This window comes from Caulobacter sp. X, assembly GCF_002742635.1.
Lineage (GTDB): Bacteria > Pseudomonadota > Alphaproteobacteria > Caulobacterales > Caulobacteraceae > Caulobacter.
Genome location: NZ_PEGF01000002.1, coordinates 760,967 through 787,255, shown reverse-complemented (window position 1 = coordinate 787,255; position 26,289 = coordinate 760,967). Strand labels below are relative to the sequence as shown.

The following is a 26,289-nucleotide window of genomic DNA, read 5'->3' as shown; positions in this document are numbered from 1 at the left end:
AACCACGTTGCAATCGCAGCCTGGGCGCGCACCGTGCCGACGATCCAAGATCGGGCCTGCTTGAGGCATACCCGATAGACGAGAACCTCGGAAGCGCGATCGTGGAGGTTGATAAAAAGTTCTTGATTTGAAGCGGCGCGCACCAGGCTCCGCCCGCGCCGCGAGCATGATCAGACCTGCGGCAGGCGCCCCAGAGCGCCCGTTCTATTCCGCCGCCAGGGCTTCAGCCGCCTTCGCGGCCTGGATCTCGGCGGCCTTCTTCTCGACCAGCTCTACGATGTGGTCGATCATGCCCTCGTTCGACTGCTTGTGGTCGGGCTTGCCGGCCATATAGACCATGCCCGCGCCCGCGCCGCCGCCGGTGAAGCCGATGTCGGTCATCAGGGCCTCGCCGGGGCCGTTGACGACGCAGCCGATGATCGACAGCGACATCGGCGTGGCGATGTGGGCCAGGCGCTCTTCCAGGGCCTCGACGGTCTTGATGACGTTGAAGCCCTGCCGCGCGCACGACGGGCAGGCGATGATGTTGACGCCCCGGTGGCGCAGGCCCAGCGACTTGAGGATGTCGAACCCGACCTTGATCTCTTCGACGGGGTCAGCCGCCAGCGAGACGCGGATGGTGTCGCCGATGCCGGCCCACAGCATCGAGCCGATGCCGATCGAGGACTTCACCGTGCCGGTGCGGGTGGCGCCGGCCTCGGTGACGCCCAGGTGCAGCGGGCAGTCGATGGCCTCGGCCAGCTGGTAGTAGGCCGCGACGGTCAGAAACGGGTCGGACGCCTTCACCGAGATCTTGAACTCGTGGAAGTCGTGATCCTGCAGGATGCGGGCGTGGTTGAGGGCGCTCTCGACCATCGCCTCGGGGCACGGCTCGCCGTACTTCTCCAGCAGTTCGCGCTCAAGCGAGCCGGCGTTGACGCCGATGCGCATCGAACAGCCGTGGTCGCGGGCGGCCTGGATCACGTCGCGGACGCGGTCGGGGCTGCCTATATTGCCCGGATTGATCCGCAGGCAGGCCGCGCCGGCCTCGGCGGCCTCGATGCCGCGCTTGTAGTGGAAGTGGATGTCCGCCACGAGCGGGACCTTGGCCTCGCGGGCGATGGTCTTGAACGCCTGGGTGCTCTCGACGTCCGGGCAGCTGACGCGGACGATGTCGGCGCCGGCCTCCTCCAGCTGACGGATCTGCTCCAGCGTCGCCTTGGCGTCGCTGGTCAGGGTGTTGGTCATCGACTGCACCGAGATCGGCGCGTCGCCGCCCACCTCGACGGCGCCCACGCGGATCTTGCGCGAGGGCCGACGCGTGATCTGGCGCCAGGGACGGACGGACGTGTGGTCTGCGGACATGGCGGTAATTTAGAGGGTCTTAGGGCGCGATAGAAGGCCCTGAACGTCTCCTTCTCCCCTTGCGGGAGAAGGTGTCGCCGGCAGGCGACGGATGAGGGGTCGAAAGACGTCGGCGGATCGGGTTCTCAACCCCTCATCCGTCCGCTTCGCGGCCACCTTCTCCCGCAAGGGGAGAAGGGGACTACTGGGGCGCTGGCGCCGCTTGCGCCACGGCCGGAGCCGGCGCCGCCTTCGGCGCGGGAACCAGCTTGCCGAGCGCGGTCGAGGCCGACGGCAGGTGGCTGACCAGGGCCCCGCCGTAATAGACCTCGAACACCATCGGGTCCGAGACGTCGGCGATCAGGCCGGGCGTGCGGGGCGCGCGATAGGCGTCGCCGGCCGTCAGGGCGCGGGCGAAATAGACCTGGCCGTCCACGCCGCGCACGACCAGGGTCGCGGCCTTGCGGGCCTGCAGCACGACGCCGGAGCCTTCGCCCGGCGCGGCGCCCAGCATGGCGCCCCGGGGCTTGAATGGCGCGCCGACCTGGATCTGGTGGGCCGGATCGACGATCCCGGCGCGGGCGGCGGCTTCCTCGCGCGCCTTGGCGGCGGCCTTGGCCGCGTCGACCGAGCCGCCGTTGGCGGCGGCGTCGTCGAGGCCGGGGGTCTTGTAGGGCTCGGGCGTGGTCGACTCGACCGGCGCGGGCAGCGGCGCGCCCAGGGCGACCTGGCTGTTGTTCGCGTGGGCCTGGACCTGGGTGGAGGCGGCCGGCGGGGCGATCTGCGGCGGCGGGGCGTCCTTGGCGATGGCGCGCTGGGCGACGTTCCACAGCAGGATCGCGCCGACCACCAGCAGGCCGCCGGCGAAGATCAGGCCCAGGCGCGGATCGCGTTCGCGGCGCACGCCGACGGGCTCGCGCAGCTCGGCGCTCTCGTCCGGCGCGTCGGCCTTGAAGCGGGCCACGGCGGCGGCGGCGTCCATGCCCAAGAGGGCGGCGTAGGCGCGGACGTAACCGATGGTGAAGGGACGCGAGGGCAGCTCCTCCAGGCGCATGGCCTCCAGCGCCTCGACATAGCTTTGACGGATGCGGGTGGCGTCGGCGACTTCGCGCAGGCTGAGGCCCCGGGCCTCGCGAGCGGCCTTCAGGGCGGCGCCGATGTCGGCGGGCGGCTCCTGGACGGGCGCGTCCGACACGAGGTCGGCGACAGCGAACGGCGCTTGGTCCGTCTCGACCTCGTCGAGATGCAAACGCTCCACGTTGCCCATATCTCGCGGCATACTGACTAAGCGCCCCCGAAAACCGCTTGGAACTCAAACCGCCTGGTGCAGATCGTTGGCGAAGCGTGGAAGCTTCCCCGACTCCATCATGCACGAAATTCTTAACGAGTGTTTGTGGGTAGCAAACTAAGTATCCGGATTCAATGTACTTACCGGCGCCGCTTCCCTAACCGGATAACGGCGTTCTACACAGCCACGTAAAGCTTGCGCGCCAGCGTCTCGATCTCGCCGCGCAGCGATCCGCCCGAGCCCTTCAGCAGGGCCTCGACATTGCGGCGAGCGGCTTCGCGATCCAGCGAGAGGACCATCTGCTTGACCGGCCCAATGCCGGCCGGCGGCATCGAAAGACGATCAAAACCCAGCGCCACAAGGGCGAAAGCCTCCAAAGGACGCCCCGCCATCTCGCCGCAGACCGACACCTGGGTGCCTGTATCGGCGCACGCCTGCTGGATCGTCTTCAGCGCCCGCAGAGCCGCCGGCGACAGCGGGTCATAGCGGTCCGAGACCTTCGGATTGCCCCGATCGGCGGCGAACAGATACTGCATCAGGTCGTTGGTGCCGACCGAGACGAAGTCCGTCATCGGCAACAGCGCGTCCAAATGCCACAGCAGCGACGGGGCCTCGATCATCGCCCCGACGTCCAGGCGGGACGGCGAGGGACGGCCGCGCTTCAGGGCCCAGGCGACCTCCTGGTCGACGAACGAGCGGGCGGCGCGGAACTCGTCGACATTGGCCACCAGCGGGAACATCACCCGCAGCGGCCGGCCATTGGCAGCCTTGATCAGGGCGCGGATCTGCATGCGCAGCAGGGCGGGACGATCAAGGCCCATGCGCACGGCGCGCCAGCCCAGGGCCGGATTGTCCTCGCGCTCCAGCTCCATGTACGGCAGCAGCTTGTCGCCGCCGAGATCCAGCGTGCGGAACGTCACCGGCATGCCGTCGGCGGCGTCCAGAACTTTCTCGTAAAGGCTGGTCTGGGCCTCCAGGCGCGGCAGCTCCTCGGCGACCATGAACTGGAACTCGGTGCGGAAGAGACCGATGCCTTCGGCGCCCGTCTCGGCCAGGATGTCGAGATCGACGGCCAGACCCGCGTTCATCAGCAGGGTGACCTTGGAGCCGTCCTTGGTGATCGGCGGCGTGTCGCGCAGACGGGCGAACTCGGCCTTGCGCTGGGCGCGGACCTCCATCCGGACTTTCAGCGCCTTGACCACGTCCGGACGCGGCCGCAGCCAGGCCTCTTGCGTCTCGGCGTCGACAACCACGGGGTCGCCCTCGCTGACCCGATCGCGCAGGCCGGCCAGGCGGCCCACGCACGGGATGTCCAGCGCCCGGGCCACGATGCCGGCGTGGCTGGCGGCGCTGCCCTCCTCCAGCAGGATGCCCTTCAGCTTGGTGCGGTCGTATTCCAGCAGGTCGGCGGGACCCAGGTTCCGGGCGATCAGGATGGCGTCGTCGGGCAGCACCCGGACGTGATGCACGTCGCCCGACAGGTGGCGCAGCAGTCGGTCGTTCAGGTCTTCCAGGTCGTGCAGCCGCTCGCGCAGATAGGGGTCGCGGGCCTGGCCCAGACGCGCGCGGTGCTCGGAGCGCACGCGTTCGACGGCCGCCTCGGCGGTCAGGCCCGAGCGCACGGCCTCCTCCAGACTGCGGTTCCAGCCGCGGTCATGGGCGAACAGCCGATAGGTCTCGAGCACCTCGTAGGACGCGCCGACCAGGCCGTGCTGGCCCTCCAGCATCTGGTCGATCTGGGTCTGCAGGGTCTCGATCGCGTATTTGAGCCGGGCCTCCTCGGCCAGGGCGTCGTCGGACAAGAGCTGCTCGGGGGCGACCGGCTGCTCGTGCAGCACCGCCACGCCGTAAGCCAGCCCTTCGGCGAACCGCGCGCCCTTAAGCCGCTCGGGCCGGTGCGGCGCCAGCTCGACGTCCTTCAGCTCGTCGGCGCCCAGCAGTTCGCTGGAGCTGACCATCTCGGCCAGCACCATGGCGATGATCTGCAGATCCTCGACCTCTTCCTCGTCATAGACCCGCTCGGTGCGGTTCTGGACGACCAGCACGCCGATCGCGCGACCGCCGCGCAGCAGCGGCACGGCCAGGAAGGCGTGGTAGGGGTCTTCGCCCGTTTCCGGGCGGTACGAGAAGGCCGGGTGGCTGGCGGCGTCGGACAGGTTCAGCGGCCGGCCCAGGCGCATGGTCTCGCCGACCAGGCCCTCGCCCGGCTTCAGGCGGGTGACGTGGACGGCCTCGCGGGCCAGGCCCTCGGTGGCGAAGAGTTCGAGGTCGCCGGACGCGCGGCGCAGATAGATCGAGCAGACTTCCGCCACCATCGAGATGGCGATGGTGCGCACCACCATGTCGAGCTTGGCCTGGGCGGGGCCGCCCCCGGCCATGGCCTCTCGAATCTGCCGAAGCAGGCTTCGTGGTCCTCGAACGGCGATGCCGGATGCCGCCATGAGCCTTAAGCGCGCTCCCTAACCCTGAAGTGACGGCCCCTTGCCCGGGCCCGAACCACTCCGTTCTCCAGAGGGGGCTATAGCAGATTTCGCCGCCGCGATACCCGCCGCGCGCAACGGAACGACGTTTAGGTGCGGCGGCACGAAAAAGCGCCGCCTCCTGAGGAGACGGCGCAGTTTGCTCGCGGAAGGAGGGATCGGAACTTCCGCGAGGAACCTCGAGGCCTTAGCGGCGGTAGCCGTAGGCGTAGCGGTCGCCATGGCGGTCATGACGGCGCTCGTAGCGGTCATAGGCGTAGCGGTTGTCGCGGTAGCCGCTGTTGTAATAGCGGCCGTTGTCGTAGCGCGGGCTGTAGCGATAGTTCTGGCTATAGCGACGGTCGTACTTGTCCTTGGCCGTCGTGGCGCCCAGGGCCGCGCCGGCGACCGCGCCGATGGCGACCGCCTCGCCCTTGCCGTCGCCCAGCGCCGCGCCGGCGACGCCGCCGATCACCGCGCCCAGGATGGCGCGCTCGGTCTTCTCGCCGGCGAAGGCGGCGGTGGCGGGGGCGACCAGAGCGCCGGCAATGGTGACGGCGATCGCGGTCTTGGTGAACTTGCCGAGGGTGGTCATGGCGGGTCTCCTATATCTGTTGATAAGAGTTCTAGACCCCTGAGCCTGAACCCGATCGGGACCGGCCGTTCAGGTTCGGTTTAGGTGAAAAAAGTTTCGAGCGTCTCGCGGACTCGTTCATAGATGGACGATCGACTCTGGATGAGGGGACGCCCTTGGCGCCTGGGCTGGCGACCGCGCAACGCTTGGTGACCGCCCCGCCATGGGTGCTCACCCTGGCTATTCTCGGGCTCAATCTCCTTGGCAGGCCCGTTGGTCTGATCGAAGGGCTTGAACCGCTTTCAGAGGCGCTGAATTGGATCGTGGTCGCGCTGGACCTCGGCTGGATCTGGTCGGTCTATACGGTCTCGACAGCCTCCCTGCCTGAACGCCCCCGAGCCGGCTGGATTCCGTACGTCTTCGCCGCCCCACCGATCATTGACGCCGTCGCCATCATCTTTGGACTGTCGATGGACAACAGCCCGGCCGCCTTCCTATTCTTCGCCGCCTTCCTGTTCTGCATCGGTCAGACGGCAACGGCGCTGGAGGAGGCCGGTCGCGGCGGCGCACCTGGCCCGCTCGGCAAGACACTCGGCACGGCCCTTTTACTGTTCTTCTCGATCGTCGGTCTGTGGTGGCTGCGCCAGCGCCTATTGCTCGTCGCCGCTCGAACGCCTCGGACCTAGGCCAGGTCCACCTCCGCCCGATGCCGGCGCGCCGACCACAGCACGCCGGCCAGCATCAGCACGATGGCCGCGCTCTCGAGGGGGCGCGGCCAGCGGCCGTCATGCAGGAAGCCGTAGAGCAGGGCGAACACCGTCTCGAACACGATCAGCTGGCCCGACAGCGAGAGCGGCAACAGGCGGCTGGCGGCGTTCCACAGGCCGTTGCCGATCACCGACGCCCCGATCGCCACCGCGAAGCTGACGCCCCAAAACAGGCCCCACGAGCCCGCCGCGTGCGCCTCGCCGCCCAGGGCGAAGGCCGGGACAACCAGCACCAGCGACAGCAGGCCCGTGGCGACGCCGGTCAGCAGCGACCATTCGTGGCTGTTGAACTTCGGCGTGGCGGCCAGCCGCCGGGCGTTCCACACGGCGTAGGCGGTCCAAACGGCGAGGGCCAGCAGCGCTCCGGCGAGGCCGACCAGCGTCCGCCCAGCGCCCGCCCGTCCAGCGGCGGCGAAGGCGTCGAGATTGATGCAGACCCCGCCGGCGACGATCAGGGCCAGCGGCGCGATCAGCCGGCGAAGCGGCGTCCCCTCCCCCGCTTTCGCGCCGACCAGGGTGATGGTGACGGGCAGCAGGCCGATGACCAGCGAGGCCAGGGCCACGCCCGCGCTCTGCACCGCGACCGCCAGACCGACATAGTAGATCAGGTTGCCCAGCAGGCTCAGCAGGACGAGATCGCGCCAGTCGTGGCCGTCCATCCGAGCCATGACGCTCTTCCAGCTCGGGATGAGCAGCGCGGCGGCCGCCAGCCCATAGGCCAGATACCGCCCCGCCGTCGCCTGCAGCGGCGTGAAGTCCGCCAGCAGCTTCGGCGCCAGGAACACTCCGCCCCAGAACGCCCCGGCGATCACGCCGCACAAGAGGCCGAGCAGGAGGTTGCGAGAGGGGGTCATGGACTTTCCGTAACAGACGGCGCGGGCGTTGACTTGGCGAAAGCTCGCGAGGATTTGGCGCGGACTACCGATCTGGCTAAGCTTGCTCACCGGGGAGCGACACCAAGGTCGGAAGAATGCTCGAATCCTTAATGGACGCCGATTTCCTGGCGCCTCGACGTTGCTTTCGCGAACCAATTCCCGAGATCTTCGAAGCAGCGCGGCTGCTCAGCGAAGCCGCCGATCAACACCTGTCCGGCAATTCTCGCGCCGCGGAAGTCGCGCTCGCGGCCGCCGACCTCCCGGCGGTGAGGGCATGGACGGAGTCGCTCTGGGGATCGGCGAAGGCCCATCCGGAACAGGCGCTCTACCTGCGCGTCCGCGTGGTGGCTAATCCCGCGCCGCATCTGCTGGTTCATGAGCGCGTGAAGGCCAGAATGCCCAACGCCGCCGAACGCGCGACATTGATCGCGCACTATGGTCACCAGTGCGTCTTCTGCCGCATGCCGCTGATAAGGCCCGAAGTGCGACGCTTCTTCACACGCGCATACCCGACGGCCGCCTACTGGGGGAACACCAACAAGACATGCCACGCGGCGTTCCAGTGCATGTGGCTGCAGTACGACCACGTTCTTCCGCACGCCCGAGGCGGCTCCAACGCATTGAGCAACTTGGTCCTCACCTGCGCTGGCTGCAACTATGGTCGCGTGTCGCGAACCCTTGAGGAAGTAGGCCTGCTGGACCCCCGGATGACGCCGCCAATGCGATCGCCTTGGGACGGATTGGAACGGATCCTCAGGCGCACGCTCGCCTGATCTATCGCCTCTTTCGCCAGGCGCCTGGCGTGACGCCCAGCGCCGCCTTCATCCGCTTGGTCAGAGCGCTCTGATCGCCGTGCCCCGTGCGCGCGGCGATCTCGGCGATCGACAGCGTGGCGTCCGAAAGCAGTCGTTGGGCCGCACGCAGACGGGCGTCCGACACAGCCGCATGCGGGGTCATGCCGTAGGCCTGAGCGAAACGCGCGAAGAAGCGGCTCTGGCTCATGCCAGCCTCGGCGGCCAGGTCGCGAACCGTGAGCGGCTGGTCGTAGCGCGCCTCGATCATCGCCATGGCGCGCGCTAGACGCGGGTCGATCGCAAGAGGCGCGGCCGAGAGCCCGCGAAGCAAGAGCGGCGTCCATAGACTGGCGACGCCGGTGTCGATCGCGCCGGGCGCCTCGCCCGCCAGGAAGTCGAGCAAGCCTCGCACCGCGCCGGTGACCGGGGCGAACGGCCGCTCGCGCAGGCGTTCGAAGGGCTTCATCAGGTCGCCGCCGATGTCGGCCACGACGAACAGGTTCTCGCCGGCGGCGGCGAAGGCGTGCCGCGCACCCGGCGGGACGACCGCCGCGCGGCCGGGATCGACCCGGCCGCCCTTGCCGTCGATCTCCATCTCCAGCACGCCCCGGCGCGGCAGCACGATCTGGTCAAAGGCGTGGGCGTGCGGCGGCGCATCCGCGCCATAGCGGCGGAACGAGAGCTCGGCGGGCGTCGTCAGGGCGTGGGCCATGACGCGACTATAGAAGGATCAGCCGTGCCCCGGCAGGGCCAGCGGCTGGTCGGCGTCAGCGACAAGGCGTCTTGCCTGTTCCAGCGCCGCGTCGATGTCGCTTTCGATGAACTCGACCTCGAGGTCCGTCAGGGGGTGGGGAGCCGCGATGGTGCCGCGCAGGTATTCGCGGCGCTCGGCCTCGCTCATCGACCACCAGCCGACGGTGTGGCCCTCCTCGATGACCGCGTCGCCCATGGCCAGGAGATCGTCGGTGTCGAAGATCGGCTGGCCGACCTTTTCCGGGAAGCGCAGCTCGGCGTCGTTGACCACGCGGTCCAGGCGCTTGAGCAGAGCCGCCAGCCACGGGCTGACCAGAAGCGGCTTCTCATAGCCGTCGCCGAACTTGGCCCGCAGCAAGAGGTCGAACAGCACCTTCAGCCCCTCGTCGCCGGAGAAGGTGACGGTCTTGGCCTCGGGGTCGAACTTGAAGATGTCGGACATGGGGACTTTCCGAGGGGCTCCGTGAGGATCGCGCCCTCATAACGTCCGAACGCGACGTTTTCATCTAAGTCGGCGGAGAGCGCCCCCTCCGTCACGATGCTTCGCATCGCGCCACCTCCCCCGTTTCACGGGTGAGGAGGAAGCCGCTCATCCTCCCTCGCGAAGCGGGGGAGGTGGATCGCCGCGAATACGCGGCGAGACGGAGGGGGCGCTCCCCCTCCGCGCCAAAAACTACAGCTGATCCAGCCCGTACACCGCGTGCAGCGCGCGCACCGCAAGCTCGGTGTAGGCCGCGTCGATCAGGACCGAGATCTTGATCTCCGAGGTCGAGATGACCTGGATGTTGATGTTCTTCTCGGCCAGGGCCGCGAACATCGATTGGGCGACGCCCGCGTGCGAACGCATGCCGACGCCGATCACCGAGACCTTGGCGACGTCCTCGTTGACCGCGACGTCCTCGAAGCCGATCTCGGCCTTGGCGGCCTGGACGATCTCGACGGCGCGGGCGGCGTCACGCTTGCCGACCGTGAATTCCATGTTCGCGGTCGCGTTGGTGCGCGCGCGCGACTGGACGATCATGTCGACATTGACGTTGGCGTCGGCGAGACGGCCGAAGATCTGCGAGGACACGCCCGGATGGTCGGGCAGGCCCAGCAGGGTGATCTTGGCTTCGTCGCGGCTGTAGGCGACGCCCGAGACGATGCGCTTTTCCATGATTTCTTCCTCGTCGCAGACGATCGTACCTTGTCCGGGAGCTTCCCCCGGCTCGACGAAACTGGACAGCACCCGCACCGGGACGCGATGGGCCATGGCCATCTCGACCGAGCGGGTCTGCAGAACCTTGGCCCCCAGCGAGGCCATTTCCAGCATCTCCTCGTAGGAGATCTTGGCCAGGCGCTTGGCCTTGCTCTCGATGCGCGGATCGGTCGTGTAGACCCCGTCCACGTCGGTGTAGATGTCGCAAGCGCCCTTCACGGCCGCCGCGATGGCCACGGCCGAGGTGTCCGAGCCGCCCCGGCCCAGGGTGGTGATGCGCTGCTTGGGGGTCACGCCCTGGAAGCCGGCGATCACGGCGATCTCGCCGCTGGCGAAGCAGGCTTCGAGGTTCTCGGGCGGAATCTCCTCGATCCGCGCGCGACCGTGGGCCTCGTCGGTGATGATCGGCACCTGCCAGCCCAAGAACGAGCGGGCCTTGTGGCCCATGTTGCGCAGGGTCATGGCCAGCAAGCCAGCCGTGACTTGCTCGCCCGAGGCGACGACGGCGTCGTACTCGTCGTCCGACTCCGGCAGGCCCTGCGCGGCGCGGCCGGCGCCGTCGGTCCAGGCGACCAGCTCATTGGTCTTGCCCGACATGGCCGAGACGACCACCGCGACCTGCTTCCCCGTGGCGACCTCGGCGGCGACCAGGCGCGCCACACGGCGGATGCGCTCCAGGTCGGCCACCGACGTGCCGCCGAACTTCATCACCAGACGTGACACGTCCTTGGTACCTCGACACTTGGTTATTTCTTGCGCCCGCGCGGCGGGAACGGTCCCTCGCGCGCAAGCAAAGCGCCTTCTAGCGGCGCGATGGCGCAACGGCAATGTCGCGGCGGTGTCTTTTTTGCGGGATCGTGGCGAGCGCCAGCGTCCGTGCTAGACAGGCCACATGACGCAAGCCGCCCCCGCCGCCCCCTCCTGGAGCATCGACCCGGCCGACGTGGCCCGCTTCTCGGCGATCGCCGCCGAATGGTGGGACCCCAAGGGCAAGTTCGCGCCGCTGCACGTGTTCAATCCCTGCCGCCTGGCCTTCATCCGCGAGCAGGCCCTGGCGCGGTTCGGCCGCGACGGCGACCAGCGCGCGCCGTTCGATGGCCTTTCCCTGCTGGACATCGGCTGCGGCGGCGGTCTGCTGAGCGAGCCGATGGCGCGGCTGGGCTTTTCCGTCACGGCGATCGACGCCTCCGAGCGCAACATCAAGACCGCGGCGACCCACGCCGCCGAGCAGGGCCTGGAGATCGGCTACCGCCCCGCCACCGCCGAGCAACTGCTGGCCGAGGGCGCGGGGCCGTTCGACGTCGTCCTGACCATGGAGGTCATCGAGCACGTCGCCGATCCGGGCGAGTTCCTGCGCACCTGCGCCAAGCTGCTCAAGCCCGGCGGGATCATGTTCGTCGCCACCCTGAACCGCACGTTGAAGGCTCTGGCTCTCGCCAAGATCGGCGCCGAGTACGTGTTGCGCTGGGTCCCGCCCGGCACCCACGACTGGAAGCAGTTCCTGAAGCCCGAGGAGCTGCGAGCCTTCCTCGCGGGTGAGCCCGTGGCGATGCAGGGTCCGTTCGGCGTCAGCTACAACCCGCTGACCGGCCGCTGGAGTCGCTCGGCCGACACCGACATCAACTACATGATGACGGTCACCAAGGATTGAGTCAGGCTGACCTCGTGACGTACGCGCGAGGTGTTTGATGTCCCTGTTCCTGGCCCTGCTTGTCTCGGCCATCCTGCCGGGCCCGATCAGCGGCGATTTCGACCACGACGGCAAGACCGACACCGCGCGGATCCATCGCGCGGGCGACGGCGGCTATGTCCTGGAGATCTCGCGAGGAGCGGCCCCTGGCGCGCCCGCCCGGATCGACCTGGGCCGCTCTGCGCCGAACTACATGGTTCCCGCCGAGAACGGCGGCGTGGTGGCGACCGTGTGCGGCAAGGGCCTCGGCGCCAAGACCGACCCATGCCCTCGCGCCTCCGTCCAGGTCACCCGGGGCGACCTCCTCCTTGGGGCCTCCGAAGCCAGCGAAGCCGTCCTCATCTGGGACGGCCAGACCTTCCGCCAGGACTGGCTCAGCGACTGACGACGGAACCTCCACCTTACCGGCGCTTTACGTCTCCGCAGGGACAAAGAGCCCCGGATTGGCGACCCGGTGTCGGGGGTCGGCCGTCGATCCGTTCGATAAGGAACGGAGACCCACACATGACGTCCAAGACTCTCACGGCGCTGCTGGCGACCACCCTGGCGTTCGGCGCGATCGCCCCCGCCGTGGCCCAGACCTCGGCCTACCAACAGAGCCTGCAGCGCTACGACGACCAGCGCGCCAACTATTACGAGCGCGTCGCCGAGTACCGCGACCGCCAGGCGGCCTATGAGCGCGACCGCGCCAACTACCTGCAGGCCCGCGACGACTACGACCGCCGCTATGGCCGCGGCGCCTATGACCGCCGCTACAGGGATCAGGCCGACCGCTATCGGGCGGCCGAGTATCGCCAAAGCGCCGCCTACTACGCCGAGCAGGCCCAGTTCGAGCGCGACCGCGCCAATTACGAGCGCGCCCGCTACAACTATGACCGCCGCTATGGCGAAGGCGCCTATGACCGCCGCAATCCCCGGCAGGCCGAGCGCTTCCGGACCAGCGGCTACGGCTACGCCTCGGGCTATGACGCCAGTCGCCAGCAGTGGGAGCGCGATCGCGACCGCTACTACGCCGCCCGCGACGAATACGACCGCCGCCACGGCTATGGCGCCTATGACCGCCGCCACCCGGGCGAGGCCAACCGCTATCTGGCGCCCTACGCCGGCGCGGTCGGCGTCGACACCAGCGCCAACGTCAACTACGGCGACAACTGCCGTCAGGACGCCAAGCGCAACGCCACCGTCGGCGGCGTGATCGGCGCCCTGGCCGGTGCGGCCCTCGGCTCGAACGTCGCCGCCCGCAACGCCAAGACCGAAGGCTCGGTGCTGGGCGCGCTGGTCGGCGCGGGCGTCGGCGCGGCGGTCGGCAACGCCTCGGCCAAGTGCGACACCCGCGGCAACTACTGGACCTACGAGCAGACCCAACCCTACCGCTACAGCGACGGCCGCTACGCCGCCGCCGGCGAGCGCTGCCGCCTGGCCCCGGCCCCGACCGACTACAACGGCCGCGTCGAGACCCGCTACGTCCGCGTCTGCCCGGACGCCGACGGCCGCTATCGCGTCGAAGGCTGATATGTATCCGCCCAGGCCGGACGGTCGGCTGCCCGACTTTCAGGGCAACCGGTCGCCAGCTTGGGCGTTTTGATCCCGAGGGATCGTAACAAGAAACACTGGAGAGCTCGCCATGCGCGCCCGCCTGAACGCACTCGTCCTGGCCACCGTCGTCGGCTTCACCGCCAGCAGCGTGGTCGTCACCGCCGCCGACGCCCAGTCGCGCGACCGCTATCGCGTCCTGGTCTGTGAAAAGTCCAAGTCCAAGGCCAAGAACGGCGCGATCATCGGCGGCCTGTCCGGCGCCCTGCTGGGCAACGCCGTCGCCGGCAACGGCGCCCGCACCGAAGGCACGCTGCTGGGCGGCGCGGTCGGCGCCGTCGCCGGCCACGAGATCGCCAAGGGCAAGAGCAAGAAGAAGTGCCACTACGAGTACCGCTACCGCCGGTAAAGGCTGAAACGTCGTTGCATGACGAGGGGCGGCGGATCACGGGATCCGCCGCCCTTTTTCATGGCCTGTCGCGTCCGTTCGCCCAGGCGGCGCGTACTCGTGGGCAAGGAGATCGCCATGCCCAAAGCAACGCTCGCCCTCGCCGCCTTCTTCATGCTGACGCTCGCCGCCGGCGGTCCCGCGAAGGCCCAGCCGCTGCCGCTCGACGCGGCCCAGCACTATTCGGGCGTCTGGCTGGAGGTCGGCCGCACGCCGATGGGCATCACCAAGGGCTGCGTCGCCGGCACGACGACCTATGAACGCGTCGACGCACGGCGGGTGAAGGTCGAGGACGACTGCCGCCAGGGCGGCGTCGACGGCAAACGCCGCGCCATCAAGGGCAAGGGCGTGATCGAGGACCCGGGTGTCAACCGCCGCCTGAAGGTTTCCTACCTGCCGTTCGTGACCTGGCGCTACGAGGTGCTGGACGCCGACCCGGCCGGCGCGTGGTTCATCTCGGCCTCGCCGGACCGCAAGAAGGTCTTCCTCTACGCCCGCCAGCCGCTGTCACAGGCCAAGCTGGACGACCTGGCGGCCCGGGCCCGCCGCGCGGGCTATGCCGGTGAGATCGAGTATCCGGCGACGAAGGACGCGCCCTAGATTCTTGTCCCCGTGTCGTCCCGGAAACCTCGCAGAGGTTATCCGGGACCCAGGAGCCAAGCGCACCGCGGTTTCTCCTGGGCCCCGGCTCTTCGCGCTTTGCGCTACGGCTGGGATGGCGCCGGAAAGGAAACACGAGAAGCGTGGGGGTGAGCCCTCAGTTGACCTCGGTCTTCTTCGGCGGTCCGGGCGGCAGCGGCGCGACGCGGACGCCGTCCTCGACCAGGGCCTTGACCTCGGTGGGCGAGGCCTCGCCATAGATGCCGCGTTCCTCGGACTTGCCCTCGTGGATGGCGCGGGCCTCCTTGGCGAAGGCGTCGCCGACATAGTCGAAGTTCTCCTCGACGTGCCGACGGACCTCGCCCATGGCGGCCATCATCATCTCGCGCATCTTGGGGTCCGGCGCGGGCGCCGCGCGCTGAGCCTTCGTGCCGGCGACGGCGGGGGCCATGATCTGCTTGGTGACGCCACGCGAGCCGCAGACCGGGCATTCGACGAGGCCGCGCGCGGCCTCGTCGTCATAGTCCGCCGACGAGCCGAACCAGCCCTCGAATTCGTGAGCCTGATCGCACTGAAGCGCGTACTTGATCATCGACTAAAGATGGGACCCTTTACGGCCCGGCAAAAGGCCGGGCGTTCTTGAGCACGGGGATCGCGGCGCGGGCCTTGTCGGCCGCGGCCAGATCGAGGTCCGCCATCAGCACGCCGGGCTCGTCGTGGTCAAGTTTTCCCAGCACCTCGCCCCAGGGTCCGATGGCGATCGAGCGGCCCCAGGTGCCGCGGCCGTCCTCGTGGAAGCCGCCCTGGGCGGCGGCGATCACGAACGAGCCGGTCTCGATGGCGCGGGCCCGCAGCAAGACGTCCCAGTGCGCCTCGCCCGTCGGACGGGTGAAGGCGGCGGGAGCGGTGATCACCGTGGCGCCCGCCAGGGCCAGGGCGCGGTGCAGGGCCGGAAAGCGCATGTCGTAGCAGATGGTCAGGCCGATCTTGGCCAGCGGCGTGTCGACCACCACCGCCCGCTCGCCCGGCGCATAGGCCTCCGACTCCCGAGCCGTCTCGCCGGTGGGAAGATCCACGTCGAACATGTGCAGCTTGTCGTAGGTCGCCACGATCGCGCCCGTCGGGTCGATGACCGCCTGGCGGTTGGCGGCCTTTCCGTCCTCGCGGCGGACCAGGGCCGAGCCGATGTCGATCCAGGTCCCGGTCTCGGCGGCGATCGCGCGCAGGCCGTTGACGACCGGATCGTCCTCGAGCGACGTCAGGGTCGGCAGCAGCTTGGCGCGGTCCTTCTGCAGGACGTTCGTGCACTCGGGCGTCAGGACGAACTGGGCGCCCAGCGCGATCGCCTCACGGACCAGCGGCGCGACGTGCTCGAGCGCCGCCGCGTGCGTGGCCGGCGTACGCGTCTGGACCAGGCCGACGCGAAGCATGCCGCCCTGCTCCGTCATGCGGCGAGAAGCGCGTCCAGCTTGCCCTGCTCTTCCAGGGCCATCATGTCGTCGCAGCCGCCGATGTGCTGGTCGCCGACGAAGATCTGCGGGAAGGTGTTGCGGCCCGAGCGCTGCATCATCTCCTGGCGCAGGGCCGGATCCATGCCCGCCTCGATCTCGGTGAAGGCCGCGCCCTTCTCGTTCAGCAGCGCCAGGGCGCGCGAGCAGTAGGGGCAAAACGGGCGGGTGTAGATGGTGACGTGGGCCATGCTCGTGACTCGTAGGTGTTCCGACGCCCTCATATAGGACGCGCTTGAGCTTCTGTAACGCGGGCGACGACAGATAGGCTCACGCTCTTCGCGCCGGCGGCCAGCAGGGCCCGCGCGCAGCCCTCGGCGGTGGCGCCGGTGGTCAGGACGTCGTCGACGAGGACGATGGTCTTGCCCTCGACCAGACGCCGCTTGCCGGGCGGGACGGCGAAGGCGGCGGCGACGTTGCGGCGGCGGCCCGAGGCCGACTTGCCACCCTGGCTGGCGGTGTCGCGCTTGCGGATCAGCGCGTCGGGCAGATAGGCGAGGCCCGCCGTCCGGGCCAGCGGCCGAGCAATCTCGGCGGCTTGATTGTAGCGGCGGCGCAGCAGCCGGCTCCGGTGGATCGGCACGGGGACCACCGCGTCGGCTTCAGCCAGCAGGTCCGCCGAAGCCCGCGAAAGCCATCGGGCGAAAAGGCCGGAGAGATCCGTGCGGTCGGCGTGCTTCAGCTTCAGGATCAGCTCGCGGGAGTGCTCGTCATAGACGCAGGCCGCCCGCGCCCGCTGGAACGCGCGGGGCTTGGCCTGGCAGGCCGGGCAGCGCGCCTCGGAGGCGTAGGCCTGCGCCAGGCCGCAGCCGTCGCAGACCGGATCATCGAGGAAGGTCACCTTGGAAAAGGCGTGGGCCGACAGTCCGCCGGTCAGGGCCGCCTCGCCGTCCAGGCTGGCCGGCGGCAGCAAGAGGTCCAGCACCCCGCGCCCCAGTTCGGCGAAAAAGGGACGCGCCTGGGCCGGCGCGGCTTTCCATGTCGATGCTAAATCGCCATGTTCCGCGCCCATGACCGCCTCGCCCCTCCTGTTCGACCGCGCCCTGCACCGGGCCCGCCTGGACCGCGCCGCGCCCGACTACGCCGCCGCCGATTTCCTGAAGGAGCGGGCGGCCGGCGACGTGGTCATGCGGCTGGAGACGATCCTGCGACGCTTTCCGGTCGCCGTCGACCTCGGCGCGAGAAACGGCCATTTTTTCAAAGCCTTGGGCGCCAGCGACGCCCGCGCCAACATCGACACCCTGATCGAGGCCGACCTGTCCGGGCGGATGCTGGGCGGCCGGAACACCTTGCGCGTCGTCGCCGACGAGGAGCGCCTGCCGTTCGGCGATATGACACTGGATCTCATCGTTTCCACCCTGTCGCTGCACTGGACCAATGATCTCGTGGGCGCCCTGATCCAGATCCGCCGGGCGCTGAAGCCCGACGGCCTGTTCGTCGGCGCGATCTTCGGCGGGGCCACCCTGACCGAGCTGCGCCAGTGCCTGCTGGCCGCCGAGTCCGAGCTGACTGACGGCGCCTCGATGCGCGTCTCGCCGTTCGCCGACGCCATCGACGCCGCGGGCCTGCTGCAACGCGCGGGTTTTGCTTTGCCCGTCGCCGACGTCGACCGGGTCAAGGTGCGGTATTCCCATCCGCTGAAGTTGCTCCAGGACCTGCGCGCCATGGGCGAGACCAGCGTGCTGCTGGACCGCTCGCGCAAGCCGCTGTCCCGCAAGGTGCTGTTCCGGGCGATGGAGCTCTATGTCGAACGCTTCGCCGAGCCCGACGGCAAGGTCCCCGCGACCTTCGAGATCGTCTCGGTGACCGGCTGGGCGCCCCACGAGAGCCAGCAGAAACCGCTGCGACCAGGCTCGGCCAAGATGCGGCTGGCGGATGCGCTGGGCGTGAAGGAACAGCCGGCGGGGGACAAGGCGGGGTCTTAGAGACCGTTCCCCGCTCGGCTCTCAGATCGTGCTCTTCCCACAGCCTTTCGTCGCCAGCCAGACTTTCGCCGCCATCTCGGCCTCATCCAGCGGGACGATCTCGTCCGGTGTGATCGCGCCGGTGTAACGCCGCCCCAGGCGATCCTGTTCGTAGGACCCGGTCAGCACCAGCCTCGCCCCGTCCGACAGCGGATAGGTGATGTTGCCAGTCGTGAAGCCCGCCGTCGGCTGCCCGAAGGTGCGGGTGTTGGGCCGGCCGATGAAGCCGATGGCGATCGCTTCGCCGGCGCTGGCGGTCCTCGGACCTAGGATGACCGCCACCGGCGCGTCCGGGCGGCGCACGGTGACCGCGGAGCGCTTGATGACGATGCTCCAGGGCGTCTTTCCGGCGCGGGAGACGAAGGCGCCCGGCGAGCCTTCGCCCAGCAGGGCGCTCAGGCCCTGGATCCCGGGATACATGTTACCGCCGGAATGGCCGGTAAGGTTGATGATCCAGCCGCAGACGTTCTGGGTGTCGCCCTTGCGAATGGCGGCCTCGACGGCCTGCTGATAGGGCGCCCCGCTGTCCTTCGGATCGTTGGGGTCCAGCATCAGCGTCATCAGGCGCACGACTCCGATGTCGCCGGTGATCTCCCCGGTGGGCAGGGGGTCCGTGGCGCGGCGCGCGGCGATCACCTTCTGGGCGGTCGGCGTCATGAGGAAGGTGTGGCGCTCGCCCAGCGCCCTGATCACCTCGCGGATCGCCGGATAGGTCTGCTCGGGCGTTGTGGCCGAAGCGGTGTCCGCATAGGCCTTGGCGCGCAGGGCGGGCCAGTCGGCAGTGGCTCCGTTGATGTGCTGCGACTGCAGCAGCCCGAGCGCGGACTCAAGGTAGAGGCGAACCTGGGCGGCGGGGGACGGGTCAAGCGGCCCGAGGTCGGTAAGCGTTGCCGCGTCCATGTCGGCCGCGCCGCCCGGGGGGCAGCACCAAGCCAACGGTCAGTCGCGTCGCCAACGCGTCCACGTCGGCCTCCACCGTGTAGACGGCCCAGTCATGCGAAGCGATCGGCGCGGGCCGGCTGTAGTTGGCGAAGGCCGGCTTTCCGTCAGGGCCGACGATCACCATGGAGAGCTCGGGTGGCCTGTCCCCCTCGACCAGGCGCACGGCGGCGCTGAACCGGACGCGATGCCCCCGCAGCGGCGCGACATCCAGCGCTTGGGCCAGCCGGCCCGGGGATTTGGCTTGAGCCGTCTTGTCCTGCCTCAGGCGAACCGCCAGGCGCCCCTCGTAAGGATGGACGTCGATCGTCTCGACCCGGTAGCCGGCATCCGGGACGCTGGCGTTGCGCCAGCCGTCCGGCGCCGCCTGCTCCTGTGCTTGCTCGAAGCCGCCGTTCCTCAGAGCCGGGACCGGCTGGATCGACGCCAGCGCGCCGCTGAGCATTATCGATATCGCCAGACCGCGCACCGCATCCCCCCAGGGTTACGCAGCCAGGGAAACGCCACCTTAGGGCGTCTTTGTGGCGGTGGTTCCGGCTTACGCTCGCCTGTCTGAGCCTAGCCCCTCACAGCACATCCCGCAGCCACGCCACCAGCGGCTCATCCGCCGGGGGCATCGGGTAGTCGGCCAGCTTGTCGGGCTTCACCCAGGCCAGGCCGGCGTGCTCCTTGCGGGTCACCTGCCCTTCCCAGCGACGCAGCAGATAGAGCGGCATCAAGAGGTGGAAGGTCTCGTAGGTGTGCGAGGCGAAGACGAAGGGCGCCAGGCAGGCCTGGGCGACCTTGATCCCCAGCTCCTCGTCCAGTTCGCGGATCAGGCACTGCTCGGGCGTCTCGCCGGCCTCGACCTTGCCGCCTGGAAACTCCCACAGGCCGGCCAGTTGCTTGCCTTCGGGGCGCTGGCAGATCAGCACCCGCCCGTCGACATCGATCAGGGCGGCGGCGGCGACGAGGACGATCGGCTTGCTCATGGCGGCGGTGTGGCGCGGGGCGGCGGCGTTGTCTAGATGCTCCCCCGCAATGCGGGGGAGCTGTCACGGGGTGACTGAGGGGGCGAGCTGGACCTATGCCGAGCTCGCCCCCTCCGGCCCGCTGGGCCACCTCCCCCGCGACGCGGGGGAGGATCTGAGGATTTTCCCAAAACTTGACTTTCCCGCTGGGATAACCGATACGCCTCCTCGCGCCACTCCGGCGCTATTGGCGCTCCAGCCGCGTGAGGGTCCGTTCTCGGGCCAGCCTGTCGAGCGCCTTGAGAGCTTTTCTCACCCGATCGCCCGTGCACGCGGGGCGCTCCCCGAACGATTAGCCATCAGGCCAGCCGTGCGAGGACGCATGCGCTCGCCTTGGCGCACGAAAGAACCAACACACGTGACTCAATTTTCCGACCTTGGCCTGGCCAAGCCGCTGCTGAAGGCCCTCGCCGAGAAGGGCTACAAGGAGCCGACGCCGATCCAGGCCCAGGCCATCCCGGTGGTGCTGCAAGGCCGCGACCTGCTGGGCATCGCCCAGACCGGCACCGGCAAGACCGCCGCCTTCGCCCTCCCGATCCTCCAGCGCCTTGCCGAAGACCGTAAGCCGGCGCCGCGCCGCGGCTTCCGCTGCCTGGTGCTGTCGCCGACGCGCGAACTGGCGACCCAGATCGCCGAGAACTTCAAGGCCTACGCCGTCCACATGGGCCTGTCGGTCCACACCATCTATGGCGGCGTGAAGTACGGCCCGCAGATGAAGGCCCTGGCCGGCGGCATCGACGTCCTGGTCGCCACCCCCGGCCGCCTGATGGACCACATGGCCGAGAAGTCGGCCATCGTCTCGGGCACCGAGATCTTCGTGCTCGACGAAGCCGACCAGATGCTGGACCTCGGCTTCGTGGTGCCGATCCGCAAGATCGCCGCCCAGCTGACCAAGAACCGCCAGAACCTGTTCTTCTCGGCCACCATGCCCAGCGAGATCGGCAAGCTGGCCGGCGAGCTGCTGAAGGACCCGGTGCAGGTCTCGGTCGCCCCGCAAGCGACCACGGTCGAGCGCATCGACCAGCGCGTCCTGTTCATCGAGGCCCAACGCAAGCGCCCGCTGCTGGCCGAGCTGTTCGCCGACTCGAGCTTCTCGCGCACCATCGTCTTCACGCGCACCAAGCGCGGCGCCGACCGGGTGGCCAAGTATCTGAACGCCGCCGGCGTCGAGGCCGCCTCGATCCACGGCGACAAGACCCAAGGCCAGCGCGAGCGCGCCCTGGCGGCCTTCAAGGCCGGCGAGATGCGGGCCCTGGTGGCGACCGACATCGCCGCGCGCGGCATCGACGTCAACGACGTCAGCCACGTGATCAACTACGAGCTGCCCAACGTGCCGGAGGCCTATGTCCACCGGATCGGCCGCACCGCCCGCAAGGGCAAGGACGGCATCGCCATCAGCTTCTGCTCGGACGACGAACGCAACCTGCTGAAGGACATCCAGAAGGCCACCCGCCAGACGATCCCGTCATTTGATCGCCGCAACGACAAGCAGCTGGCGGCGGCCGCGGCCGTGGCCGACAAGCTGGTCCCGGCCGAGAAGTACGTGGATCCGCGCCGCGCCGACCCGCGCAACGACGTGCCGTCCGAGCTGCGCCGCAAGCGCAACCGCAACGGCAATCGCAATGGCGGCGGCGGCGGCCAGAAGGGCCCGCAGGCTCAAGGCCAAGGACGCGGCCAGGGTCAGGGCAAACCCCAAGGCCAGAAGGCCGCCGGCGGCGGCAACAGCTTCCGCGGCCCCAAGCGCGCGCCGGCGCCGGCCGAGAAGCGCTGGTCGCCGATCGACTAAAACCTCTATGCGCGGGCCTGCGACCTTTTGTTGCAGGCCCGTCCCTAAGCAACCGCTATAGGGTTTGCCCCTCGCTTTAGGGCCGGCTGACGAGCCGGATGGGGGGCCAAACGGAATGGGCGGGAGCGAGCCCGACGTCGCGCCTGGATTGACCATGCTCGCCCGCGGCGAGATGGCCGAACGCGTCCGCGCGTTCGACTGGGCCGCCACGCCCCTGGGCGCGATCGACACCTGGTCGCCGAGCCTGCGCTTCGCCGTCGACATGGTGCTGACCACCCAGCTGCCCATGGCCCTGCGCTGGGGTCCGGAGCTGGTCCTCATCTACAACGACGCCTACGCCCCCGCCCTGGCCGAGCGCCACCCCAGCTATCTGGGCGTCCTGTTCAAGAACACCTCCGCCGATTTCCAGGCCTCGACCCGCGCGCTCTACGCCGACCTGCTCAGCGGCGTCAGCCGGGGCTTCGTGTTCGAGAAGCTGCCCTACAAGCTGATGCGGACCGACCGGCAGGAGACCGCCTGGTTCTCGGTCAGCTACAGCCCCGTGCCCGACTGCACCGCGCCGCACGGCGTCGGCGGCGTGCTGATCAGCGCCGTCGAGATCACCGAGACCGTCAGGGCCACGCAGGAGCTGCGCGGCGTCGAGGAGCGCTACGAACTGGCCCGCGAGGCGGCCGGCGTGGTCGGCGCCTGGGAATGGGACGTCAAGGCCAACAAGGTCTATGCCGACGCCCGCTACGCCGAGCTGCACGGCGTCGTGCCCGAACTGGCCGCCGCCGGCCTGCCCGTCGAGGCCTATATACCCGCCATCCATCCCGACGACACGGATCGGATCAGCGCCGTGGCGCAAGCTTCGCTGCGCGCCGGCGGGGATTTCTCCGAGGAGTACCGCCTGATCCAGAAGGACGGCTCGATCCGCTGGATCTATACGCGCGGCCGGGCCTATCTGGGGCCCGACGGCCGGCCCGCGCGCAACGCCGGCGTCATCGTCGACATCACCGAGCGCAAGCAGGTCGAGGCCGCCCTTGAGGCCGCCCGCATCGACATCGACCTGGCCGCCCAGGCCGCCGGCATGGGACGATGGGACCACAATCCCTCGAAGGGTCTGCGCTACTGGGATCACCGGGCGCGCGCCATCTTCGGCATTCCGCCGGACGCGCCGCCCTCGACCTCGCTGTTCGAGCGCGCGGTGCATCCCAACGACCTGCCCGCCGTACGGGCGGCGGTGGCGGCGGCCGTCGATCCGGATGGCTCGGGCCTGATGAACCTGGAGTACCGGATCGTCCGGCAGAACGGCGCGGTGCGCTGGGTGGAGGTGTTCGGCCGCGCCTTCTTCGAAGGCCGGGTCTGCGTGCGGTTCGTCGGGGTGGTGTCGGACGTCACCGAGCGACGCGAGGCGATCGACCGGCTGCTGCGCCAGGAGGAGACCCTGCGCCTGGCGGTCGACGCCGCCGAGGTGGGCACATGGGACTACAACATCGAGACCGGCGACCTGGTCTGGTCGGATCGACTGTACGGGATGTTCGGCGTCCGCAATCCCGACAAGCCCCTCGATATCGCCGCCTCCCTCAACCACGTGCACCCCGGCGACGAGCCCAGGGTCCGTGACGCCGCCGCGCGGGCCATGGACCCCGCGGTCCGCGCCGACTACGCCGCCGAGTTCCGAGTGATCGGCCGCGACGACCATGTCGAGCGCTGGCTAAGCGCCAAGGGCAAGGTCTTCTTCGGCGACAACGGCAAGCCTCTGCGGTTCGTCGGCGCCGCCGTCGACATCACCGACCGCAAGCGGGCCGAGCTGCACCTGCGCCTGCTGGTCAACGAGATGAACCACCGCGTGAAGAACAGCCTGGCCACCATCCAGGCCATCGCGGCCCAGAGCTTCACCGACACCCATTCCCTGCCCCAGGCCAAGGAGGCGTTCGCCGACCGCCTCGTCGCCCTGGCCGAAGCGCATGACCTGCTGACTCGCGAGAACTGGGAGGGCGCCGACCTGCATGCGGTGGCCGAGCGCCTGGCCGCCCTGCACGGCGGCGCCGAGCGCTTCGAGCTAAGCGGCCCGGCCGTGCGCCTGTCGCCCAAGACGGCGCTGTCGCTGTCGATGGCCCTGCATGAGCTGGCCACCAACGCGCTCAAGTACGGGGCGCTCCGTGCGCCGTCCGGACGGGTCCGGATCGCCTGGGAGCTGACGGACGGCCAGGGCGCCGAACGCCTGCGCCTGACCTGGACCGAGCGCGACGGACCGCCCGTGACCCCGCCCGCCCAGCGCGGCTTCGGCACGCGCCTGATCGAGCGCGGCTTGGCGGCGGAGCTGTCCGGCTCAGCCGCGATCGAGTTCCGCCCAGAAGGCGTCGTCTGCCAGATCGAGGCCTTGCTGGAGGCCTGAGGCTCCTAAGCCACCGCCGCCGCCCGCAAGGCCGCGGCGATCTGGTCTTCGGTGCGGCGCAGGGCCATCATCAGGGCCCCGGCGACGATCAGCGGCGGGGCGGCCCAGACCAGCCAGCCGGCGACGGCGCAGGCGGTCGCCACGCCGATCAGCATGGTCACCGCCAGCTCGCCCAGGGCGGCCAGGAACGAGCTGGCGCGCCGGCGGCGGAAGTCGGCGCGCTTGCCCGGCTTCTGACGCCAGACGCCGATCATGCCCGCCGCCCAGGCGGTGAGGCCCGAGCCGACCGCCGTCCAGAAGCCGGCCATCGGCTGGAACCAGGCCATGACCCCGACCGGGACCACCAGCAGCAGACCGACCGGGATCAGCGCCGCCGCCAGCTTGGCGCGGTTCAGCACCGAGACCGGGGTCGGCGCCAGGGCCAGCAGGTCGGGCGTATCCTCCGCCGAAACCGTGATCCAGATCAGGCTGCCCGCGACCTGACCGGCCAGGAAGGCGACGCCCGCCGCGCCGCCGGCCAGCATCCAGGCGGGCTGCTCGGCGGCGTTGCGGGCCAGCACCAGGGCCAGCGGCAGCATGTAGAGCACCCGCAGCAGCACCTGAGACAGCAGGGCCGCGTCGCGTCCCATCAGCCTCAGCTCCTTGCGCAGGGTGGCGCGGAAGGCGCCGGCGGCGAAGGCGCGGCCCGGCCCCTTGGCGGCCTTGCGGGTCTCGGCGCCTTGGGTGGCGGCGGCCGCGTCGGCGAAACGGCGGCCCAGGGTCCAGGCGGACAGCAGGAAGATCCCAGCGCCGATCGCGACGAGGCTCAGCAGCGGCAGGGGCTGGCCCAGCGCCGCCCGCAGCGGCAGGTCGGCCAGGGGCGGCGGCGTGATGCGCCCTTCCTTGGCGGCCAGGGCGATCTCGGCGAACAGGCTCTGGCTGGCCTTCTTGCCCAGCAGGTTCTGGTACTGGCTGGCCAGGAAGAAGGCCGCGCCGATCAGGGCGGCCATCACCTGAGCCACGGTGCGCGTGCGGCGCGGGCCGATCAGAGCGAACAGCGCCATGGCCAGCAGCAGCCCCACGCCCGCGGCCGCCAGGGCGGCGGCGATCAGCACCACGAACACCGACGCCCAGGCCGGATGGCCCATCACGATCGACGGCGCGAGCAGCAGAACCGCCGGGACCAGGAACCAGAGCAGGGCCGAGACCGCCAGGCCCAGCGCCCGGACGAACAGCACCTTGCGCGGCGACAGCGGCGAGGAGAACAGCAGGTCCAGGTCCCCGCGCACATAGAGCGCGTCGGCGGCGCCGGCCAGGGTGCTGGACAGCATCAGGGTCAGGATCACCGCCGTGGCGAGGGCCGCGATGGCGATCGACAGCGGCCCGACGGGAATCTCGTGGCCCTTCATGCCCAGGGCCAGGAACACCCCGCCGATCAGGGCCATCGCCCCCAGCACCGAGAAGGCGATGATGCTGCCCACGGCGCCGCGCTTGCGGCCGGCCATAGCGCCGCGCCAACCCAGGCGCAGTTCGTGGGCGAGCAGCCAGGGCGTGCTGGCCGGCTTGAACAGCGCCATCAGGCGGCCTCGGCCGTCAGTTGCAGGAAGACGTCCTCCAGCGTGCCGCCGCTCGCCTCGCCGGCCTGGCCGCGCAGCTGGTCCAGCGTGCCCTCGGCCAGCAGGCGACCGCCCGCGATGATGCCGATCCGGTCGGCCATGCGCTCGGCGACCTCGAGGATGTGGGTGGTCAGGATCACCGTGCCGCCGGCGTCCACGCGGGCCCGCAGCATGTCCTTGACCAGGCGCGCGGCGGCGGCGTCGAGGCCGGTCAGCGGCTCGTCCAGGATCAGCAGCTTGGGCTCGTGGATCAGGGCCCCGGCCAGGGCGACCTTCTGCTTCATGCCGCGCGAGAAGCCCTCGCACCGCCGCCGCGCCTCGTCGGTCAGGCCGAGGGTCGCGAGCAGCTGTTCGGCCCGCGTCTTGGCGGTCGTCGGGTCGATGTTCCAGAGGCCGGCGACGAACTCCAGATATTCCAGCGGCGTCAGCTTGTCGTAGATCATCGCCTCGTCCGGCGCCCAGGCCAGCAGGGCCTTGGCGGCCGCGGGCTCCTTGCGGGCGTCGACGCCGAAGATCGAGACCTCGCCCTTGTCCGGCTGGGTCAGGCCCGCCACCATCCGCAAGGTCGTCGTCTTGCCGGCCCCGTTCGGCCCGAGCAGCGCGTAGAGCTCCCCCGCATGGACCGTCAGATCCAGATCCGACACCGCGGGCTTGGCGAACGTCTTGCTCAGCCCCCGCACGATCAAAGCTTCCGTCAAACCCGCCCCCAAACACGATCACAGACCGGGAGTTGAACGCGATTACGCGAAGGACGGCAAGGGTGTGGAACGCCGGGCTTGCTGGTCTGACCTCGCCGCCTTATTGG

Annotated in this window: 27 protein-coding genes and 1 pseudogene; 10 read left to right on the top strand and 18 right to left on the bottom strand. The window is 69.7% G+C overall.

The features are described 5' to 3' along the window. Positions 1-204: 204 nt before the first annotated feature. The 4 genes from ispG to CSW60_RS15945 form a co-directional block, all read right to left on the bottom strand. The gene (gene ispG / locus CSW60_RS15960; protein WP_099538296.1) at positions 205-1,344 is read right to left on the bottom strand and encodes a flavodoxin-dependent (E)-4-hydroxy-3-methylbut-2-enyl-diphosphate synthase; all 1,140 of its coding nucleotides are present in this window, start codon (positions 1,342-1,344) and stop codon (positions 205-207) included. A gap of 181 nt (positions 1,345-1,525) precedes the next feature. Further along, complete coding sequence (locus tag CSW60_RS15955) at positions 1,526-2,602, bottom strand: RodZ family helix-turn-helix domain-containing protein (RefSeq protein WP_099538295.1); 1,077 nt, start codon at positions 2,600-2,602, stop codon at positions 1,526-1,528. Between the two features lie 185 nt (positions 2,603-2,787). After that, entirely contained in the window at positions 2,788-5,052 is a 2,265-nt protein-coding gene (gene ptsP, locus CSW60_RS15950; protein ID WP_099538294.1) for a phosphoenolpyruvate--protein phosphotransferase, read from the bottom strand. 226 nt (positions 5,053-5,278) lie between these two features. Next, on the bottom strand, positions 5,279-5,665 hold the full coding sequence (locus CSW60_RS15945; RefSeq protein WP_099538293.1) for a hypothetical protein: 387 nt from the start codon (positions 5,663-5,665) through the stop codon (positions 5,279-5,281). A gap of 155 nt (positions 5,666-5,820) precedes the next feature. Here CSW60_RS15945 and CSW60_RS15940 point away from each other — a divergent pair, with 155 nt between their 5' ends. Then, positions 5,821-6,330, top strand: a complete 510-nt coding sequence (locus CSW60_RS15940) for a hypothetical protein (protein ID WP_143324200.1) — start codon at positions 5,821-5,823, stop codon at positions 6,328-6,330. On the opposite strand, the gene CSW60_RS15935 is transcribed toward CSW60_RS15940, so the two are convergent. After that, positions 6,327-7,265, bottom strand: coding sequence for a DMT family transporter (locus CSW60_RS15935; RefSeq protein ID WP_099538291.1), 939 nt, complete (start codon positions 7,263-7,265; stop codon positions 6,327-6,329). The two genes, CSW60_RS15940 and CSW60_RS15935, sit on opposite strands and share 4 nt — an antisense overlap. A gap of 131 nt (positions 7,266-7,396) precedes the next feature. Between CSW60_RS15935 and CSW60_RS15930 the strand changes: the two genes are divergently transcribed. Then, complete coding sequence (locus tag CSW60_RS15930) at positions 7,397-8,059, top strand: HNH endonuclease (RefSeq protein WP_099539157.1); 663 nt, start codon at positions 7,397-7,399, stop codon at positions 8,057-8,059. A 1-nt stretch (position 8,060) separates the two neighbouring features. Here the strand turns inward: CSW60_RS15930 and CSW60_RS15925 are convergent, their stop codons facing one another. The 4 genes and pseudogenes from CSW60_RS15925 to CSW60_RS15910 form a co-directional block, all read right to left on the bottom strand. Then, positions 8,061-8,792 (bottom strand): AraC family transcriptional regulator, encoded by a 732-nt coding sequence (locus CSW60_RS15925; protein WP_099538290.1) that lies wholly within the window; start codon positions 8,790-8,792, stop codon positions 8,061-8,063. Between the two features lie 18 nt (positions 8,793-8,810). Continuing rightward, complete coding sequence (locus CSW60_RS15920; protein ID WP_099538289.1) at positions 8,811-9,275, bottom strand: hypothetical protein; 465 nt, start codon at positions 9,273-9,275, stop codon at positions 8,811-8,813. Between the two features lie 60 nt (positions 9,276-9,335). Next, positions 9,336-9,497 (bottom strand): annotated as a pseudogene (locus tag CSW60_RS24405) (hypothetical protein); the annotation flags it as partial. Positions 9,498-9,506: 9 nt separating this feature from the next. Then, the gene (locus tag CSW60_RS15910; protein ID WP_099538287.1) at positions 9,507-10,754 is read right to left on the bottom strand and encodes an aspartate kinase; all 1,248 of its coding nucleotides are present in this window, start codon (positions 10,752-10,754) and stop codon (positions 9,507-9,509) included. Positions 10,755-10,923: 169 nt separating this feature from the next. On the opposite strand from CSW60_RS15910, the gene ubiG reads away from it, so the two are divergent. The 5 genes from ubiG (at position 10,924) to CSW60_RS15885 (ending at position 14,302) form a co-directional block, all read left to right on the top strand. After that, complete coding sequence (gene ubiG, locus CSW60_RS15905; protein WP_099538286.1) at positions 10,924-11,682, top strand: bifunctional 2-polyprenyl-6-hydroxyphenol methylase/3-demethylubiquinol 3-O-methyltransferase UbiG; 759 nt, start codon at positions 10,924-10,926, stop codon at positions 11,680-11,682. A gap of 37 nt (positions 11,683-11,719) precedes the next feature. Continuing rightward, on the top strand, positions 11,720-12,106 hold the full coding sequence (locus CSW60_RS15900) for a hypothetical protein (protein WP_099538285.1): 387 nt from the start codon (positions 11,720-11,722) through the stop codon (positions 12,104-12,106). Between the two features lie 119 nt (positions 12,107-12,225). Beyond that, the gene (locus CSW60_RS15895) at positions 12,226-13,233 is read left to right on the top strand and encodes a glycine zipper domain-containing protein (RefSeq protein WP_099538284.1); all 1,008 of its coding nucleotides are present in this window, start codon (positions 12,226-12,228) and stop codon (positions 13,231-13,233) included. A 112-nt stretch (positions 13,234-13,345) separates the two neighbouring features. Next, positions 13,346-13,663: a glycine zipper 2TM domain-containing protein gene (locus CSW60_RS15890; protein ID WP_099538283.1), complete on the top strand. Its 318-nt coding sequence runs from the start codon at positions 13,346-13,348 to the stop codon at positions 13,661-13,663. Positions 13,664-13,816: 153 nt separating this feature from the next. Beyond that, positions 13,817-14,302 carry a lipocalin family protein gene (locus tag CSW60_RS15885; protein ID WP_099539156.1) on the top strand — a complete coding sequence of 162 codons (486 nt, stop codon included), beginning with the start codon at positions 13,817-13,819 and terminating at the stop codon, positions 14,300-14,302. 157 nt (positions 14,303-14,459) lie between these two features. On the opposite strand, the gene CSW60_RS15880 is transcribed toward CSW60_RS15885, so the two are convergent. The 4 genes from CSW60_RS15880 to CSW60_RS15865 are packed head-to-tail and all read right to left on the bottom strand — an operon-like array spanning position 14,460 to position 16,822. Further along, positions 14,460-14,894, bottom strand: coding sequence for a DUF1178 family protein (locus tag CSW60_RS15880; RefSeq protein WP_099538282.1), 435 nt, complete (start codon positions 14,892-14,894; stop codon positions 14,460-14,462). Between the two features lie 19 nt (positions 14,895-14,913). After that, positions 14,914-15,732, bottom strand: coding sequence for a carbon-nitrogen hydrolase family protein (locus tag CSW60_RS15875; protein ID WP_099539155.1), 819 nt, complete (start codon positions 15,730-15,732; stop codon positions 14,914-14,916). Positions 15,733-15,746: 14 nt separating this feature from the next. Next, positions 15,747-16,001: a glutaredoxin 3 gene (grxC, locus tag CSW60_RS15870; protein WP_099538281.1), complete on the bottom strand. Its 255-nt coding sequence runs from the start codon at positions 15,999-16,001 to the stop codon at positions 15,747-15,749. A 29-nt stretch (positions 16,002-16,030) separates the two neighbouring features. Further along, complete coding sequence (locus CSW60_RS15865) at positions 16,031-16,822, bottom strand: ComF family protein (protein WP_099538280.1); 792 nt, start codon at positions 16,820-16,822, stop codon at positions 16,031-16,033. Here CSW60_RS15865 and CSW60_RS15860 point away from each other — a divergent pair. After that, positions 16,821-17,735, top strand: coding sequence for a methyltransferase domain-containing protein (locus CSW60_RS15860; protein ID WP_099538279.1), 915 nt, complete (start codon positions 16,821-16,823; stop codon positions 17,733-17,735). The genes CSW60_RS15865 and CSW60_RS15860 overlap by 2 nt on opposite strands. A gap of 21 nt (positions 17,736-17,756) precedes the next feature. On the opposite strand, the gene CSW60_RS15855 is transcribed toward CSW60_RS15860, so the two are convergent. The 3 genes from CSW60_RS15855 to mutT all read right to left on the bottom strand — a co-directional run bounded on the left by CSW60_RS15855 (position 17,757) and on the right by mutT (position 19,684). Then, positions 17,757-18,674, bottom strand: a complete 918-nt coding sequence (locus tag CSW60_RS15855) for a S41 family peptidase (RefSeq protein ID WP_099538278.1) — start codon at positions 18,672-18,674, stop codon at positions 17,757-17,759. Further along, complete coding sequence (locus CSW60_RS15850) at positions 18,637-19,158, bottom strand: hypothetical protein (protein ID WP_099538277.1); 522 nt, start codon at positions 19,156-19,158, stop codon at positions 18,637-18,639. Before CSW60_RS15850 ends, CSW60_RS15855 begins: the two co-directional genes overlap by 38 nt. Before the next feature lie 121 nt (positions 19,159-19,279). Then, positions 19,280-19,684 (bottom strand): 8-oxo-dGTP diphosphatase MutT, encoded by a 405-nt coding sequence (mutT, locus tag CSW60_RS15845; protein ID WP_013078054.1) that lies wholly within the window; start codon positions 19,682-19,684, stop codon positions 19,280-19,282. Between the two features lie 397 nt (positions 19,685-20,081). Between mutT and CSW60_RS15840 the strand changes: the two genes are divergently transcribed. Then, positions 20,082-21,509, top strand: a complete 1,428-nt coding sequence (locus tag CSW60_RS15840; RefSeq protein WP_099538276.1) for a DEAD/DEAH box helicase — start codon at positions 20,082-20,084, stop codon at positions 21,507-21,509. Positions 21,510-21,663: 154 nt separating this feature from the next. Then, positions 21,664-23,889, top strand: coding sequence for a sensor histidine kinase (locus CSW60_RS15835; RefSeq protein WP_236634299.1), 2,226 nt, complete (start codon positions 21,664-21,666; stop codon positions 23,887-23,889). A gap of 5 nt (positions 23,890-23,894) precedes the next feature. Here CSW60_RS15835 and CSW60_RS15830 read toward each other — a convergent pair whose 3' ends face one another. Further along, positions 23,895-25,445, bottom strand: a complete 1,551-nt coding sequence (locus tag CSW60_RS15830; protein WP_099538274.1) for a hypothetical protein — start codon at positions 25,443-25,445, stop codon at positions 23,895-23,897. Continuing rightward, on the bottom strand, positions 25,445-26,194 hold the full coding sequence (locus CSW60_RS15825; RefSeq protein WP_099538273.1) for an ABC transporter ATP-binding protein: 750 nt from the start codon (positions 26,192-26,194) through the stop codon (positions 25,445-25,447). The genes CSW60_RS15830 and CSW60_RS15825 overlap by 1 nt, the downstream gene beginning before the upstream one ends. Positions 26,195-26,289 lie beyond the last annotated feature (95 nt).

Bases quoted from the DNA above. Each gene is read 5' to 3' on its own strand.
- ispG (WP_099538296.1), bottom strand. From the start codon at position 1,344: ATGTCCGCAGACCACACGTCCGTCCGTCCCTGGCGCCAGATCACGCGT.
- CSW60_RS15955 (WP_099538295.1), bottom strand. From the start codon at position 2,602: ATGCCGCGAGATATGGGCAACGTGGAGCGTTTGCATCTCGACGAGGTC.
- ptsP (WP_099538294.1), bottom strand. From the start codon at position 5,052: ATGGCGGCATCCGGCATCGCCGTTCGAGGACCACGAAGCCTGCTTCGG.
- CSW60_RS15945 (WP_099538293.1), bottom strand. From the start codon at position 5,665: ATGACCACCCTCGGCAAGTTCACCAAGACCGCGATCGCCGTCACCATT.
- CSW60_RS15935 (WP_099538291.1), bottom strand. From the start codon at position 7,265: ATGACCCCCTCTCGCAACCTCCTGCTCGGCCTCTTGTGCGGCGTGATC.
- CSW60_RS15930 (WP_099539157.1), top strand. From the start codon at position 7,397: ATGGACGCCGATTTCCTGGCGCCTCGACGTTGCTTTCGCGAACCAATT.
- CSW60_RS15925 (WP_099538290.1), bottom strand. From the start codon at position 8,792: ATGGCCCACGCCCTGACGACGCCCGCCGAGCTCTCGTTCCGCCGCTAT.
- CSW60_RS15920 (WP_099538289.1), bottom strand. From the start codon at position 9,275: ATGTCCGACATCTTCAAGTTCGACCCCGAGGCCAAGACCGTCACCTTC.
- ubiG (WP_099538286.1), top strand. From the start codon at position 10,924: ATGACGCAAGCCGCCCCCGCCGCCCCCTCCTGGAGCATCGACCCGGCC.
- CSW60_RS15900 (WP_099538285.1), top strand. From the start codon at position 11,720: ATGTCCCTGTTCCTGGCCCTGCTTGTCTCGGCCATCCTGCCGGGCCCG.
- CSW60_RS15895 (WP_099538284.1), top strand. From the start codon at position 12,226: ATGACGTCCAAGACTCTCACGGCGCTGCTGGCGACCACCCTGGCGTTC.
- CSW60_RS15890 (WP_099538283.1), top strand. From the start codon at position 13,346: ATGCGCGCCCGCCTGAACGCACTCGTCCTGGCCACCGTCGTCGGCTTC.
- CSW60_RS15885 (WP_099539156.1), top strand. From the start codon at position 13,817: ATGCTGACGCTCGCCGCCGGCGGTCCCGCGAAGGCCCAGCCGCTGCCG.
- CSW60_RS15880 (WP_099538282.1), bottom strand. From the start codon at position 14,894: ATGATCAAGTACGCGCTTCAGTGCGATCAGGCTCACGAATTCGAGGGC.
- CSW60_RS15875 (WP_099539155.1), bottom strand. From the start codon at position 15,732: ATGCTTCGCGTCGGCCTGGTCCAGACGCGTACGCCGGCCACGCACGCG.
- grxC (WP_099538281.1), bottom strand. From the start codon at position 16,001: ATGGCCCACGTCACCATCTACACCCGCCCGTTTTGCCCCTACTGCTCG.
- CSW60_RS15860 (WP_099538279.1), top strand. From the start codon at position 16,821: ATGACCGCCTCGCCCCTCCTGTTCGACCGCGCCCTGCACCGGGCCCGC.
- CSW60_RS15865 (WP_099538280.1), bottom strand. From the start codon at position 16,822: ATGGGCGCGGAACATGGCGATTTAGCATCGACATGGAAAGCCGCGCCG.
- CSW60_RS15855 (WP_099538278.1), bottom strand. From the start codon at position 18,674: ATGGACGCGGCAACGCTTACCGACCTCGGGCCGCTTGACCCGTCCCCC.
- CSW60_RS15850 (WP_099538277.1), bottom strand. From the start codon at position 19,158: ATGCTCAGCGGCGCGCTGGCGTCGATCCAGCCGGTCCCGGCTCTGAGG.
- mutT (WP_013078054.1), bottom strand. From the start codon at position 19,684: ATGAGCAAGCCGATCGTCCTCGTCGCCGCCGCCGCCCTGATCGATGTC.
- CSW60_RS15835 (WP_236634299.1), top strand. From the start codon at position 21,664: ATGCTCGCCCGCGGCGAGATGGCCGAACGCGTCCGCGCGTTCGACTGG.
- CSW60_RS15830 (WP_099538274.1), bottom strand. From the start codon at position 25,445: ATGGCGCTGTTCAAGCCGGCCAGCACGCCCTGGCTGCTCGCCCACGAA.